This is a genomic window from Chromobacterium sp. CCUG 76385 (genome assembly GCF_059916625.1).
In genome coordinates this window covers 24105-38382 of sequence record NZ_JAUCGU010000013.1, presented here as the reverse complement: position 1 = coordinate 38382, position 14278 = coordinate 24105, and the positions used below count along the sequence as shown (strand labels likewise).

The following is a 14278-nucleotide window of genomic DNA, read 5'->3' as shown; positions in this document are numbered from 1 at the left end:
AATTAGCCGAGCTTCACAATGCAGCGACCCCAACACGACGCCCTGCAAGCCTTCGCGCTGATCGCCCGCCATCGCAGCTTTACCCGCGCCGCGGCCGAACTCGGCGTCAGCGCCTCGGCGCTGAGCCAGGCCATGCGCCAGCTGGAGAGCCAACTCGGCGTGCCCTTGCTGGCGCGCACCACTCGCCAAGTGACGCCGACCGAAGCCGGAGAACTCCTGCTGGAACGGCTGAACCCGGCGCTGGAAGAGATCAGGCAAGCGTTGGACGACGCGCGCCAGAAGCAAGGGCAGCCGGCCGGCACGCTGCGGCTGACCCTGCCGCACACCGCGGCGCAGATCGTGCTGTATCCGCATCTGGACCGCCTGCTGCGGCAACATCCGGCGCTCACGCTGGAGCTGGACATTAACGATGGCCTGGTCGACATCGTCGGCCAGCGCTTCGACGCCGGCATCCGCTTCAGCGACCGGCTGCAACCGGGCATGCAGGCCGCGCAGGTCAGCCCGCCCATCCGCTTCGTCGTGGTGGCCACGCCGGAATATCTGGCGCGGCGCGGCGTGCCGGCCACGCCGGACAGCCTGGCCGAACACGCCTGCCTCGGCTACCGCTTTGGCTCCAGCGGGCCACAATACCGCTGGCAGTTCATCGAACACGGCCAGCTGCGGCAACTGGCATTGCGCGGACCGCTGCTCACCAACGACAACCAGGCCCGCCTGCTGGGCGTGCGCGGCGGCGTGGGGCTGGCCTATCTGGCCGAAAACCTGGTTCGCGACGACATCCAGGCCGGGCGGCTGGTTTCGGTGCTGGAGCCGTATCTGCCGCCGGCGGAAGCGCTGTACTTGTTCTATCCGCAACAACGCCGCCCGCCGGCCAAGCTGCGCGCCGTGATCGATTTTCTGCGCGAAGCCAACGGCGTAGCCGGATAAAAAACCCGCCAACGGCGGCTTGCAAGAATCCGTCCAATGCTCAGCGTCCCTGCTGCGCCAGCCGCCAGGCGGCATCTTGCTTGTGATAGCCGAGCAGGTAATACACCGCTACCAGGAACACCAGCCAGCCCGGGCCGACGATCAGCGCCACCCGGGTGTCGGGGAAGTAGGCCATCAGGCCTATCACCAGCGCCAAGAAACCCAGCGTCAGGTAGGAGCCGTACGGCCACAGCGGCATGCGGTGGCTGATGGACGCCAGTTGATCTGCCGACAGCGAACGGCGGAAACGCAACTGCGCCAGCAGGATGATCAGCCAGGTCCACACCGCGCCGAAAGTGGAGATGGCGGTCAGCCAGGTGAACACCTCCTTGGGTGCCAGATAGTTCAGCAGCACGCCAAAGAGCAGCGCGGCGATGGACAGCAGCAGCGCCGGCAGCGGCACGCCTCTTTGCGAAACCTTGGCGAACACCGGCAGCGCCTGCTTCTGCTCGGCCAGGTTGAACAGCATGCGGCCGGTGCTGTAGATGCCGCTGTTGCACGAGGACAGCGCGGCGGTCAACACCACGAAGTTGATGATGCCGGCGGCGGCCGGAATGCCCAAGCTTTCGAAAGTCATCACGAAGGGGCTGCCGCGCGTGCCCAGCTCGTTCCACGGATAGATCGACAGGATCACGAACAAGGCGCCGATGTAGAAGATCAGGATGCGCCAGAACACCGAATCCACCGCGCGCGCCAGGGCCTTCTTCGGATTTTTGGCCTCGCCGGCGGTCAGGCCCAGCATTTCCACGCCCAGGTAGGCGAACATCACCATCTGCAAGGACATCAGCACGCCGGAGAAACCATGTGGCATGAAGCCGCCGTGCGCCCACAGATTGGCGATGCCGGTGGCGACGCCGTGGTTGCCGAAGCCGAAGATGATCATGGCGAAGCCGCCGACTATCATCAGCACGATGGTGACGATCTTGATCAGCGCGAACCAGAACTCGAACTCGCCGTAGGCCTTCACCGCGATCAGGTTGACGCCGCCCATCGCCAGCATCGCCGCCAGCACCCAGTACCAGGACGGCACATCCGGGAACCAGATGCCCATGTAGACGCCGACGGCGGTGATTTCCGCCATGCAGGTGACGAGCCACAAAAACCAGTAGTTCCAGCCAGTGAGATAGCCGGCCAGCGGGCCGAGGTAGTCCTGCGCGTAACGGCTGAAGGAACCGGCCACCGGGTTGTGGATGGCCATCTCGCCGAGCGCGCGCATGATCATGAAAATGGCGAGGCCGCCGATGCCGTAGGCCAGCATGATGGCCGGGCCCGCCATCTTGATCGCGGTGGCCGACCCCAGGAACAGGCCGACGCCTATGGTGGCACCCAGCGCCATCAAATTGATATGCCTTTCCTCCAGACCTCTATGCAGGGTCTGTTGCGTGGATTGCATGATGTTCTCCTAATTTCTCTCGCCCAATCGGCGCGGCGAAATTAGCACATACAACTTGCCATGTCATCGATATATTTTTTTTGAATAAAATGAAATTATTCCAATAAGAAAAACTTAACGGCGTTGAAATGCGCAAAAAGAGCGGAAAACACCAAAGATGCAAACCGACAAGTCCCCCCCTATCCACTTAGGAAAACCTATGATGCAATAGGACAGACACAAGGAGGGACGCGTGATACGAAGCCTGCCTGGCCTTTACCTGATCCTGTCGCTGGCCGCGGCAGGCAGCGCCCTGGCCGACACGTCTCATACCGTGACGCTGACCACGCTGGACTGGCCGCCCTACACCGGCAGCCAGCTCCCCGAGCAAGGCCTCAACGGCGCGGTGATCCGCGCCGCCTACGCCGCCATGGGCTACAAGGTACGCATCAAGGTGGTGCCCTGGCAACGCGCCGTAGCCGAAGCCAGCCTCAATCCTCAGGTGGCGGGTTATTTTCCGGAATACGACTCCGCCGCCGGCCGCAAGTCCTTTTTCTTTTCCGAACCGATAGGCAGCAGTCCGTTGGGTTTCGCTGAGCGCGTCGGCAACCGCTATCGCTGGCAACAACTGGCGGAGCTGTCGCGCCTGCGCATAGGCGTGGTGCAGGGTTACGTCAATACTGCGGAGCTGGACGAGCGCGTCGCCACCCAAAGGCAGGACGCCGACATGGCGCCGGATGACGCGCAAAACCTGCTGAAGCTGGATCGACGCCATATCGATCTGGCGGTGATAGACCGCAATGTGTTCGACTACCTGTTGCGGAACGACCCCAAGCTGAAATCGGCCCGCGGCAATCTGACGATGAATCCGCGCCTGCTGGAAGAAAAGCTGCTGTACGTCTGCTTCAAGCCATCGGCCGAAGGCAAAAGGCTGGCCGACATCCTGAATCAGGGACTCAAGCGCATCAATGTCGAAGCCATCACCCACCGCTATCTGATGGACAACAAGCTGGATGGCGTCCCGCCGCCTCCTAAAGCGGCAATGAAAAAACCGGCCGGCTGACGCCGACCGGTTAGGTCTAGTACAGGCCTGACTGACTCAGGCCTTGGCCTTGCCCTTGGCCGGCTTGGCTTCCGGCTTGGCAGCCGCTTCATCGCGTTCCCAGGCTTCCTTGTACGGACGGCCATAGTAGCTGTCGAGCAGCAGTTGCTTCAGCTCGCTGATCAGCGGGTAGCGCGGGTTGGCGCCGGTGCACTGATCGTCAAACGCGGCCTCGGCCACTTCGTCCACCTTGGCCAGGAAGTCCGCTTCGGCCACGCCGGCGGCCTGGATGGACGACGGGATGCCCAGCGTCTTCTTCAGCTCGTCCACCCATTCGATCAGCTTCTCCACCCGCTCGTGGTCGCGGTTGGCTTCCAGGCCCAGGTGACGGGCGATTTCAGCGTAGCGCGCCACGCTCTTCGGCCGGTCATACTGGCTGAAGGCGGTTTGCTTGGTCGGCACGTCGGCGGCGTTGTAGCGGATCACATTGCTGATCAACAACGCGTTGGCCAGACCGTGTGCCAGGCCGAACTCGGCGCCGATCTTGTGCGCCATGGAGTGGCACACGCCTAGGAAGGCGTTGGCGAAGGCGATGCCGGCGATGGTGGCGGCGTTGTGCACTTGTTCGCGCGCCTTCGGATCGTTGGCGCCGTTCAGGTACGACGACGGCAGATATTCCTTCAACAGCCGCAGCGCCTGCAGGGCTTGCGGGTCCGAGTACTCGTTGGCCATCACCGACACATAGGCTTCCAGCGCGTGGGTCACGGCGTCGATGCCGCCGAAAGCGGTCAGCGATTTCGGCATGTCCATCACCAGATTGGCGTCCACGATGGCCATGTTCGGGGTCAGCTCGTAGTCGGCGATCGGGTACTTGACGCCGGTCACTTCGTCGGTCACCACGGCGAACGGGGTCACTTCGGAGCCGGTGCCGGAGGTCGTCGGCACGGCCACCATCATGGCCTTCTGGCCCAGTTTCGGGAACTGGTAGATGCGCTTGCGGATGTCCATGAAGCGCAGAGCCAGGTCGGCGAAGTGCACTTCCGGATGCTCGTACATCACCCACATGATCTTGGCCGCGTCCATCGGCGAGCCGCCGCCGATCGCCATGATCACGTCCGGCTTGAAGGCGTGGGCCAGGTCCGCGCCCTTGCGCACCACGGCCAGGGTCGGGTCGGCCGGCACTTCGAAGAACACTTCCACTTCCAGCCCCATCTTCTTCAGCAGGCGGATCGGCTCGTCCACAAAGCCGTGTTCGAACAGATACTGGCCGGTGACGATCAGGCAGCGCTTCTTGCCGGCCAGGTCTTCCAGGGCCACCGGCAGGGAGCCGCGACGGAAGTAGATGGACTTCGGCAGCTTGTGCCACAGCATGTTTTCAGCCCTCTTGGCGACGGTTTTCTTGTTGATCAGGTGCTTGGGACCGACGTTCTCGGAGATGGAGTTGCCGCCCCAGGAGCCGCAACCCAGGGTCAGCGACGGCGCCAGACTGAAGTTGTACAAGTCGCCGATGCCGCCTTGCGAGGACGGGGTGTTGATCAGGATGCGGGCGGTCTTCATCTTGTCGCCGAAGTAGCGCACGCGCTCTTCCTGCAGGTCCTGATCGGTGTACAGCGAGGACGTGTGGCCGATGCCGCCCATGGTCACCAGCGCGGCGGCCTTGTCGCAAGCGTCGATGAAGTCCTTGGCCCGGTACATGGCCAGGGTCGGGGACAGTTTTTCGTGAGCGAAGGCTTCCTGGTCGGATACCTCGGTCACTTCGCCGATCAGCACCTTGGTGGTGGGCGGCACGGCGATGCCGGCCATGGCCGCGATCTTGGCGGCGCTTTGGCCGACGATGGCGGCGTTCAGGCTGCCATCCTGCAGGATCACCTTGCGCACGGCCTCGGCTTCGCTCTTGGACAGGATGTAGCCGCCGTGCTTGGAGAAGCGTTCGCGCACCGCGTCGTAGATCTGATCGACGATGATGACGGACTGCTCCGAGGCACAGACCACGCCGTTGTCGAAGGTCTTGGACATCAGGATGGAAGCCACCGCGCGCTTGATGTCGGCGGTTTCGTCTATCACGGCCGGAGTGTTGCCGGCGCCGACGCCGATGGCGGGCTTGCCGGAGGAGTAAGCGGCCTTCACCATGCCCGGGCCGCCGGTGGCCAGGATCAGGTTGACGTCGGGATGGTGCATCAGCTGGTTGGACAGCGCGACGGACGGCTCATCGATCCAACCGATGATGTCTTGCGGCGCGCCGGCGGCGACGGCGGCTTCCAGCACCAGGCGGGCGGCTTCGCAAGTGGAGCGGCGCGCGCGCGGGTGCGGCGAGAAGATGATGCCGTTGCGGGTTTTCAGCGAGATCAGCGCCTTGAAGATGGCGGTGGAGGTCGGGTTGGTGGTCGGCACGATGCCGCACAGCACGCCTATGGGTTCGGCGATGGTGATGGTGCCGAAGGTGTCGTCCTCGGACAGCACGCCGCAGGTCTTTTCGTCCTTGTACTTGTTGTAGATGTATTCGGAAGCGAAGTGGTTCTTGATCACCTTGTCTTCCATCACGCCCATGCCGGTTTCGGCGACGGCCATCCGCGCCAGCGGAATGCGGGCGTCGGCGGCGGCCAGCGCGGCGCAACGGAAGATGTGGTCAACCTGCTCTTGCGTGAACTGCGCGAAGGCGACTTGCGCCTTCTTGACGCGGGCCACCAGGGCGTCGAGTTCGATTTGATTGCTAACAGCCATTTTGTCTCTCCAGAAACCAAATGAAAATATCGAGCGCCTGATTGTTCGTTTTCGACTAAAAATTTTCACAATCGAAAAAACAACCGGCAAAAAACCCATTTTGCGCCATCAAACCATGACGACGCCATCAAACCCTTTGTAGCGGAGCCATTACATCCACCCGACTATACCCCTATAAAATTCAGGGGCTTTACTGGCAATCGACCATGACCCGCTCGATTCCCTGCCATCGTAGTCCGTTTTCGGATATTCGTTTTTGCGCACGGCCAAACAATTTTCAGTTTTCCACGAAAAAGAGCGCCAAATCGGCGCTCTCTGCATGGTCTGGATCAGAACGGTTGTAACAGCATCGCTACCGGGCGGCTCAACGCCCCATGAAGCCATAGTGGAAATAGCGGCCGCTGCTGCTCAGCACGCGGATGCTCGCCGGATCGGTCTCGCCATTGATATTGGTGATCACCAGCCGGCCGCGGCCCTGCTTCAGATCGTTGTTGTAATCGTAATAACCGCCCAGCACCGCCAGCTTGCCGGCCTCCACCTCGCCGGAAAACTTGAGGATGGCGCCCTCCACCTGGTTGTTGATGTTGATCAGCGCGCCGTTGGTGGCGTCGATTCCCTTGGGGATTTCGATACTGTCCAGTTCCTTCTGGATGGACGGCTCCATATTGCTGTAGTCGCCGGCCGCCGCCTTGATCGCGTTGCAACCGGTATGGCTGACGAACATCAGCAAAGGCGTGTGCAGATGGCGCACGCCATACTCGACCGAACCCTCGGACGTGGCGAGCTGGTTGCCCATATTGCTGATCACGAACAGGTCCGCATCGCCGCCCGACATGCCCAACTGGCCGCCCGGGCTGGAGCAAGCCACCACCGTGGCCTTGGGCATGGCGCGATCGCCGAGCTTGGCCAGATAGCCCGGATTATGCTTGCTGATGGCGACGCTATTGGCCTTGAGAATGCTCGACACCACATCCTTGACCTGGGCGGCCTCGCCCATGCCCTTGGCGCCGCCCTGCGCCATTTTGGCCTTCTTGGACTTGGCGCGATGCGCCGTTCTCGGCTTGGCGCCCGGCGCCCGGACTTCGGGGCTCGGTTGCGATAGGTCGCGGGCAGGCGGCTGGCCCATGGTTACGCCCGGCGCCATCGCCTCCGGCATGGCTTTGCCCGGCTTTTCCGCCTGAGCCTTGGCCGGCTCGGCCTTCTTACCCATTTCCGCCGCGGGCTTGGCCGCCTCGGCAGGCTTGGCTTCAGCGGGTTTGCCCGCCGCAGGCTCCGCGGCGCGCGCCCCGGCCTCCGGCGCCGGTTTGTTGAGTTTCAGCGGCAGCTTGATCACTTGCTGCACCTGGTCCTGTCCCTGCTCCTGCTCCGCCGCCAAGCCAGGCCGCGAGGCCAGCAACAAGGGCAATATCATGCAGGTTCCGATCAGCCGTGGGCTCATGCTCGATTCCTTAGGTCATTCCCAATCGTTTCTATTCTGCATCATCGACCATGGACGGGGAAGCCGCCAGCGTCATTGCGATGTTGTCTCGTAGCCGCCAGCCGCCTGCCATCGAGGCCATCGATTGGCTGGCCGGATTCGGGCAAGCATGTTATCCGTGGCCAGGACTGTCGCCCGCTCCCGCGTGTCGCCGCTGGCTCAGCCACACCCCGGCGAACACCAGCGCGCCAGCCGCGGCCTGCCAGGCCTCGAAGCGCTCATTCAGCAGCAGCCAGGCCAGCAGCACGGTGAATACCGGTATCAGATTATTGAAGGCGCCGGCCTTGGCCACCGGGATGCGCGACACGGCCCAGGTATACAGACCATACGCGCCCAGCGTGATGACCGCGCCCGGGTACAGCACCCACAGGCTGGGAATCAGATACAACGTATCCGGCCACGCGCCCCACGGCGTCAGCATGGCCAGGCCGAACCAGACGCAGCCGGTGAGCGTCTGGATGCCGGTGATGGCCAGCGGCGAATAACGCGCCGACATCCGTTTGGCGATCAGCACATAGCCACAGGCGCACACCATGGCGCAGAACTCCAGGGCATTGCCCAGCGAAGGATTGGGCGCGCCCGGCCCGGCGCGGCTGTCCATGCTGAGCCAGATCACCCCGGCAAACGACAAGGCGATGCCCAGCCACACCTGGCGCGGCTGGCGCTCATGCAGGAACACGCTGGCGCCTATCGCCATCAGCATCGGCAGCGTGGCCGTGATCACGCCGGCCTGCGAGGCGCTGGTCAAGGTCAAGGCGTTGGCCTCGAACAGAAAATACAAACAGGGTTCGGCCAGGCCCATCGCCAGCAGCCAGCGCCAATCGCCCTTGCGGTAATGCCAGCTGATGCGGCCGCCCATCGCCAGCGGCACCAGGCACAGCGTGGCCACGGCCATGCGCGCGAACAGCACCGCCAGCGGGTGGTAGAACTGGAAAACGTATTTCAGCACGATGAAGGCGCTGGACCATAGAAACATGGCCAGCGTCAGGGCGAGGTAAGGCAAGGCGTCTCCCATAGCGGTAGTCGGGCCGTCTGCGCAGCCCTAAGGAGACATTGTTTCAGAATCCGATGACGGCTGTCGAACGCTGCCTCACTCCAGCTGCCGCGCCAGGCCCATCCGGTCCGCCTGTATCCAGTATTCGACGATCTTGCCGTCCGCCACCCGGTAGCAGGCGCTGTCGATCAGCACCAGCGGCTCGCCGCTGGCCGGCACGCCGTTGATTTCGGCCTGGTGATGGCCAAACTGGGTCCAGCGCGCGTAGGCGCGGTCGCCGTTGACCAACAGCTCGTCTATGCGCAGCTCGAAATTGCCGAACAGCCGCAGGAAATCGCGCACATGCTCGGCGTAATTGGCCGGGCTGCGCGCCAGCGCGCGCGGATTTTCCGATTCCAGCTGATGCGCCGCCACGCTGCTTGCCATATACAAGGCAGCCGCGTCCGGGTTGCGGCCGGAGCGCACCTCGGTCAGAAAGCCTTGCACCACGGCTCGGGTTTGTTCGCTGCTCATTGTTTTCCTCCGGCGCGGATGCGCTCCAGTATCTCTGACTCGTCTCGGCACACCTGGCGGGCATGTATCGTCATGCCCTGCCACCACCAATCCCTCCACGTTCTGAACACCGTCCGCAACTTGTCCATCTGCGCCCGCCTTTCCCATCCGTATCCACGCCATCTACCACCCGGCATGCCTGAGCCGCGCTCAGCCCTGCCGCCCCTCTACCCAATGGATGCGCTCCATGACCTGGCGCTCATCCCCCAGCAATCTCCACAACCATCTGCGTAGCCTGCGCCACGGTCTGACCACCGACATTACGGCCTCCATTGTTCAATCAATCATCATGCCAAGATGCTATAGAGCGTTTGGCGATTGAAAAAGCCCATATGTCATGACACACTGTTCAAGAAATGAGAACAAACCACCTACCCGATGCCCAAGCGCTGCTGGCCTTTGACGCCTTGGTCCGCTGCGGCAGCTTCACCGCCGCCGCCGAGGAGCTTGACTGCACCAAGAGCCGGATCAGCCAACTGGTCAAGGCCCTGGAAAAAGACCTGGGCTCCGTGCTGGTGCTGCGCAACACCCGCCGCGTGGCGCTGACCGAAGCCGGCCGGCGCCTGGCCGCGCACGCGCGCGAGCTGCGCAGCCTGCTGGAGCGCGCGCGCATAGACATCAACGAGGCGGAGGGAGAAGTCAGCGGCCCGCTGGTGATCAGCTCCATCACCTCGTTCGCCCAGTATCTGCTGGCGCCGATTCTGGCCGAGCTGGCCGTGCTGCATCCCGGCCTGAAGCTGAACCTGCAAGTGGAAAACCGGCTGCAAGACCCGATCGCCGAAGGCCTGGATTTCTGCATCCGCACCCGCAACGTCCACGATGACGCGCTGGTGGCCAAACCGCTGGGTTTTGTGCGCGAATGGGCCTACGCCTCGCCGGACTACCTGGCCAAGGCGCCGCCGCTGGCTGAGCCGGAAGACCTGGCGCGCCACCGCATCCTGCTGGACACCAGCCGCCCGAAGCTGCGCGCCACGCCGGAATGGCTATTGGAAAAAGACGGCGTGCAGAAACAGATCGGCATACAGCCGGTGTTCAGCAGCCACCAGTACGCGCCGCTGCTATCCGGCGCCATTGCCGGCAGCGGCATCGCCCTGTTGCCGCGCTATGTCGCCAGCGAGCACCTGAAAAGCGGCCGCCTCGTGCCGGTGCTGCCGGGCTGGAGCCATGATTGCTGGCCGGTGTTCCTGGTCTATCCGTATCGCCACCCGCTGCCGCGCAAGTACGAGGCTTTCATCCAGTACGTGGTGCCGCGAATGCGCGCGCTGCTGGACGACAGGCTTGATCCAGACCAAGGCGCGGCCATGCCTGCGTTGTCAGAATGACGCCCATTTGCGCCGATGGCCGGCACAGCAAGGAGAATGCAATGGAACATCGCGACATCGTCATCGTCGGCGGCGGCATGGTAGGCAGCTCGCTGGCCGCCGCGCTGTCCGGCAGCGGACTGTCGGTCACGGTGCTGGAGCGCGAAGCGCCGGCGCCGTTTGCCCCGGACCAAGCGCCGGACTTGCGCGTCTCGGCCATCAGTCCGGCCTCGGCCGCCTTCCTGCAGCGCATCGGCGCCTGGGACCAGGCGCTGGCGATGCGCGCCGCGCCGTACCGGCGCATGCAGGTATGGGAACAGGACGAGTCTTGCGGCACCCTGTTCGACGCCGCCGAGGCCGGCGTGCCGGAGCTGGGGCACATCGTGGAGAACCGCGTGGTGCAGCTGGCCGCCACCGCGGCGCTGCGCGACAAGGGCGACATCGACTACCGCTGCCCGGCCGTCGTATCGAACATCGTCTACCGGCCGCAGGCCTCGCAACTGACGCTGGCGGACGGCAGCCAGCTGCAGGCGCGCCTCTTAATCGCCGCCGACGGCGCGCGCTCCCAAGTGCGCGAGGCGGCCGGCATCGGCATCACCAGCTGGGATTACCCGATGCATGCGCTGGTGCTGGCCTGCCATCTGGATGGCGAACAGCAGGACATCACCTGGCAGCGCTTCACCCCCAGCGGCCCGCTCGCCTTCCTGCCGCTGTGCGGCGACGCCGCGTCCCTGGTGTGGTACCACCGGCCGGAAGAGGTCAAGCGGCTGCTGGCGCTGCCGGATGACGCGCTGATCGCCGCCGTCAGCCAGGCTTTCCCGCGCAAGCTGCCCGGCATCAAGCGCATCGCGGCGCGCGGCAGCTTCGGCCTGACCCGCCGCCATGCCCAATGCTATGTCCGCGAAGGCGTGGCGCTGGCCGGCGACGCCGCCCACACCATCCATCCGCTGGCCGGCCAGGGCGTCAATCTGGGCTTCCAGGATGCCGCGCAACTGGCCAAGACCATTCTGGACGCCCACGCCAAGGGGGAGGACTGGGCAAGCGAAAAGACGCTGGCGCGCTACCAGCGCGCGCGCAAGCCGGCCAACCTGGCGATGCAGGCCGGCATGGACGCGTTCTGCTACGGATTCGGCAACGACATTCCGCCGCTGAAGGCGCTGCGCGGACTGGGACTCAGGCTGGCGGACAAGGCCGGCCCGCTGAAGCGCGAGGCGATACGCTACGCGCTGGGGCTGCGCGCCTGATCGATTTTCCCATTCATGCTAGGATCGGGAGAATTCCTCCCCTCCCGGCATGTCCATGAACCCATTCCACATTCGCGCCGCCATCGGCCTGCTGCAAGGGATCGCGCTTTACGCGCTGTATCGCGCGGCGGACCATGGGGGCGGGCTGTCCCTCCACCCGCTGCTGTTCTCGCCGCTGCTGCTGGCCGCCGCGTCACTGCCTCTGCTGTGCCAGACCGGCCTGGGCGCGCTGCGCCCGGCCCGGCTGGCGGCCTGGCTGACCGGACTGGCCCTGGCCGTCGCCGCCATCGGCGCGCACGACCGCTGGCGCGTCGGGGTGGAGCACGCCGCGCGCGCGGACCTGATGCCGGGCGCGCTGGCTGTGCTGGGCGTCTCCTTGCTGCTGTTCATCGCCTGGCCGCTGATCCTGGCCGGCGAAAACGAGCGGCGCTGGCGGGCGTCCTATCCCGCCTATTTCGACACCGCCTGGAAGCTTGGCCTGCAGCTGATGTTCTCCGGCCTGTTCGTCGGCGTGTTCTGGCTGATCCTGAATCTGGGCGCCGAGCTGTTCGCCCTGGTGGGCATGGACGGCCTGCGCCGGCTGATAGGCGAAGCCGAGTTCGCGATACCGGCCAGCACGCTGGCCCTATCGGCCGGCCTGCATCTGAGCGATGTCCGCCCCGGCATCATCCAGGGGCTGCGCTCGCTGCTGCTGACCTTGCTGTCCTGGCTGCTGCCCCTGCTGGTCCTGCTGATCGCCGCCTTTCTCGCCTTGCTGCCCTTCACCGGGCTGGGCAGCCTGTGGAAGACCGGCCATGCCTCCGCGCTGCTGCTGGGCGCGAGCGGGCTGCTGATCTTTCTGCTGAACACCGCCTACCAGGACGGCCGCGAGCAGCCAGGCCGCGTGATCCGGCTCAGCCTGCGCGCCGCCTGCCTGCTGCTCGCGCCGCTGCAGGCGCTGGCCGCCTACGCGCTGGCGCTGCGCGTCGGCCAGTACGGCTGGTCGCCGGACCGGGTGTTCGCCGCCTGCCTCGTCATCCTCGGCGCCTGCTACGCCGCCGGTTACGGCTGGGCGGCCTTGCGGCCCCGGGCCGGGTTCGCCGGCGTGGCCAGCGCCAATATCTACGCCGCCTGGCTGTCGCTCGCCCTGCTGGCCGCCGTGCTGACGCCGTTGGCCGATCCGGCGCGGATCTCGGTGTCCAGCCAGCTGGCGCGGCTGCAAGCCGGCCGCGTAGCGGCCGAGCGCTTCGATTTCGATTTCCTGCGTTACCACGGGCTACGCTATGGCCATGCCGCCCTGCTGCGGCTGAGGGACGATCCCGGCGTCGACGGCGCCGTCCGCCGCCAGGCCGCCGACGCGCTCAGCGAGGACAAGCCCCAGCCCAAGCCTCCGGCCCAGGCGATCCGCCCGCGCGGCCCGGCCCCGCTGCCGGCCGGCTTCCTGGCTCAGGACTGGAAGCAAGCCGCCAAACGGACCGGCGAACTGCCGTTCTGCCTGCTGGACGGCCGCGAGGAATGCGACGCCTATGCCGGCGACTACAGCGGCGGCGGCAAGCCGGAAGTGCTGCTGGCGGAAAAGCTTGCCGCCCGCTTGTCGCTGTTCCAGCAGAATGCGCAGGGTCTGTGGACGCTGGCCGCCACCTACGACCTGCCCGCCTCCTGCCCGGCCCCGCTGGAAGCGCTGGCGGCGGGACAGGCGCGAGCCGTTCCCCCGCGGCTGCCCGACCTGGACGCCGGCGGGCTGCGGCTGCGGCCTCGCTATCCCTACGTCCCGCAGGGATGCCCGGTCGCGGAAAAATAGGCGGAGCGCGCCGCCACGCGCGAAGAAATCGAAATAAACGGACGGGATCCGATCGTCAAGACGGCCGCCTCCCGATACCATGCAAGCATAGGCGGCCGATCCCTCGCCGGGTCCGGCCGCCCCTCAGTCCCACCGCAATGGAGCCGCGCCATGTCTTTCATCGACGATCACGACCACTCCGCCTGCCAGCGCCCGCTCGACCGCGTCCGGCCCTTCGATGCCGCCGCCTTCGAAAAAGCGGTTGCCGACATGCTGACCGCCAGCGGCATCGCCATCGACCCCATCCACACCGGCAAGACCGCCCAGCGCGTGCGCGAGCTATGGCAGAAACGCCTGCTGGACGGCTACGACACCGTGCCCGCCGAAGCGCTGGGCGGCGGCTTCGCCGACGACCGCCGCGACATGGTGGTGATACGCAGCCTGGCGGTCCACGGCATGTGCCCGCACCACCTGCTGCCCTTCCGCGGCGTCGCCCACGTCGCCTACCTGCCCGGCGGCCGGCTGCACGGCTTCGGCCGCATCGCGCGGATGGTGGACGCCATCAGCCACCGCTACACCTACCAGGAATGGATCACCCACGAGATATCCCGCACCCTGGTCGAGCACGGCGAGGCCCGCGGCGCCGCCTGCCTGATCGAAGCCGAGCAGCTGTGCCTGCTGATGGGGGAAAACCGCCGCGGCGACGAGCGGGTGATCACCCAGTGCTACGCCGGCGATTTCGAAACCGACGCCAACGCCCGCAACGAATTCCTGCGCGCGATCGAGCGCTGAGCGGCGGACAGCAAAAAGGCCGCTATCCGAAGGCAGCGGCCGTGATGTCTTTTGCGCGCGG

11 protein-coding genes are annotated in these 14278 nt (G+C 65.3%); 6 read left to right on the top strand and 5 right to left on the bottom strand.

Annotated features, from left to right (window positions below):
* Positions 1-18 precede the first annotated feature (18 nt).
* Complete coding sequence (locus QUG01_RS10580; RefSeq protein ID WP_500830105.1) at positions 19-924, top strand: LysR family transcriptional regulator; 906 nt, start codon at positions 19-21, stop codon at positions 922-924.
* Positions 925-964: 40 nt separating this feature from the next.
* On the opposite strand, the gene QUG01_RS10575 is transcribed toward QUG01_RS10580, so the two are convergent.
* Positions 965-2356 carry an amino acid permease gene (locus QUG01_RS10575; RefSeq protein WP_500830104.1) on the bottom strand — a complete coding sequence of 464 codons (1392 nt, stop codon included), beginning with the start codon at positions 2354-2356 and terminating at the stop codon, positions 965-967.
* Between the two features lie 232 nt (positions 2357-2588).
* On the opposite strand from QUG01_RS10575, the gene QUG01_RS10570 reads away from it, so the two are divergent.
* Positions 2589-3398, top strand: a complete 810-nt coding sequence (locus tag QUG01_RS10570; protein ID WP_500830103.1) for a substrate-binding periplasmic protein — start codon at positions 2589-2591, stop codon at positions 3396-3398.
* Between the two features lie 36 nt (positions 3399-3434).
* Here QUG01_RS10570 and adhE read toward each other — a convergent pair whose 3' ends face one another.
* The 4 genes from adhE to QUG01_RS10550 form a co-directional block, all read right to left on the bottom strand.
* The gene (adhE, locus tag QUG01_RS10565) at positions 3435-6098 is read right to left on the bottom strand and encodes a bifunctional acetaldehyde-CoA/alcohol dehydrogenase (RefSeq protein ID WP_500830102.1); all 2664 of its coding nucleotides are present in this window, start codon (positions 6096-6098) and stop codon (positions 3435-3437) included.
* A gap of 364 nt (positions 6099-6462) precedes the next feature.
* Positions 6463-7536, bottom strand: a complete 1074-nt coding sequence (locus QUG01_RS10560; RefSeq protein ID WP_500830101.1) for a carbonic anhydrase — start codon at positions 7534-7536, stop codon at positions 6463-6465.
* A gap of 151 nt (positions 7537-7687) precedes the next feature.
* Positions 7688-8578, bottom strand: coding sequence for a DMT family transporter (locus QUG01_RS10555; protein ID WP_500830100.1), 891 nt, complete (start codon positions 8576-8578; stop codon positions 7688-7690).
* Positions 8579-8665: 87 nt separating this feature from the next.
* Positions 8666-9082, bottom strand: a complete 417-nt coding sequence (locus tag QUG01_RS10550; protein WP_500830099.1) for an ester cyclase — start codon at positions 9080-9082, stop codon at positions 8666-8668.
* Between the two features lie 395 nt (positions 9083-9477).
* On the opposite strand from QUG01_RS10550, the gene QUG01_RS10545 reads away from it, so the two are divergent.
* From QUG01_RS10545 to folE, 4 genes are all read left to right on the top strand, one after another.
* Positions 9478-10443 carry a LysR family transcriptional regulator gene (locus QUG01_RS10545; protein ID WP_500830098.1) on the top strand — a complete coding sequence of 322 codons (966 nt, stop codon included), beginning with the start codon at positions 9478-9480 and terminating at the stop codon, positions 10441-10443.
* A 41-nt stretch (positions 10444-10484) separates the two neighbouring features.
* Complete coding sequence (locus QUG01_RS10540) at positions 10485-11666, top strand: FAD-dependent oxidoreductase (RefSeq protein WP_500830097.1); 1182 nt, start codon at positions 10485-10487, stop codon at positions 11664-11666.
* Between the two features lie 55 nt (positions 11667-11721).
* A complete protein-coding gene (locus QUG01_RS10535; RefSeq protein ID WP_500830096.1) occupies positions 11722-13446 on the top strand; it encodes a DUF4153 domain-containing protein in 1725 nt (574 codons plus the stop codon).
* Positions 13447-13596: 150 nt separating this feature from the next.
* A complete protein-coding gene (folE, locus tag QUG01_RS10530) occupies positions 13597-14217 on the top strand; it encodes a GTP cyclohydrolase I FolE (protein WP_500830095.1) in 621 nt (206 codons plus the stop codon).
* The last annotated feature ends 61 nt before the right edge of the window (positions 14218-14278 follow it).

Excerpts from the sequence above, each read along its gene's own strand:
- QUG01_RS10580 (WP_500830105.1), top strand. The coding sequence starts at position 19 with ATGCAGCGACCCCAACACGACGCCCTGCAAGCCTTCGCGCTGATCGCC.
- QUG01_RS10575 (WP_500830104.1), bottom strand. The coding sequence starts at position 2,356 with ATGCAATCCACGCAACAGACCCTGCATAGAGGTCTGGAGGAAAGGCAT.
- adhE (WP_500830102.1), bottom strand. The coding sequence starts at position 6,098 with ATGGCTGTTAGCAATCAAATCGAACTCGACGCCCTGGTGGCCCGCGTC.
- QUG01_RS10560 (WP_500830101.1), bottom strand. The coding sequence starts at position 7,536 with ATGAGCCCACGGCTGATCGGAACCTGCATGATATTGCCCTTGTTGCTG.
- QUG01_RS10550 (WP_500830099.1), bottom strand. The coding sequence starts at position 9,082 with ATGAGCAGCGAACAAACCCGAGCCGTGGTGCAAGGCTTTCTGACCGAG.
- QUG01_RS10545 (WP_500830098.1), top strand. The coding sequence starts at position 9,478 with ATGAGAACAAACCACCTACCCGATGCCCAAGCGCTGCTGGCCTTTGAC.
- QUG01_RS10540 (WP_500830097.1), top strand. The coding sequence starts at position 10,485 with ATGGAACATCGCGACATCGTCATCGTCGGCGGCGGCATGGTAGGCAGC.
- QUG01_RS10535 (WP_500830096.1), top strand. The coding sequence starts at position 11,722 with ATGAACCCATTCCACATTCGCGCCGCCATCGGCCTGCTGCAAGGGATC.
- folE (WP_500830095.1), top strand. The coding sequence starts at position 13,597 with ATGTCTTTCATCGACGATCACGACCACTCCGCCTGCCAGCGCCCGCTC.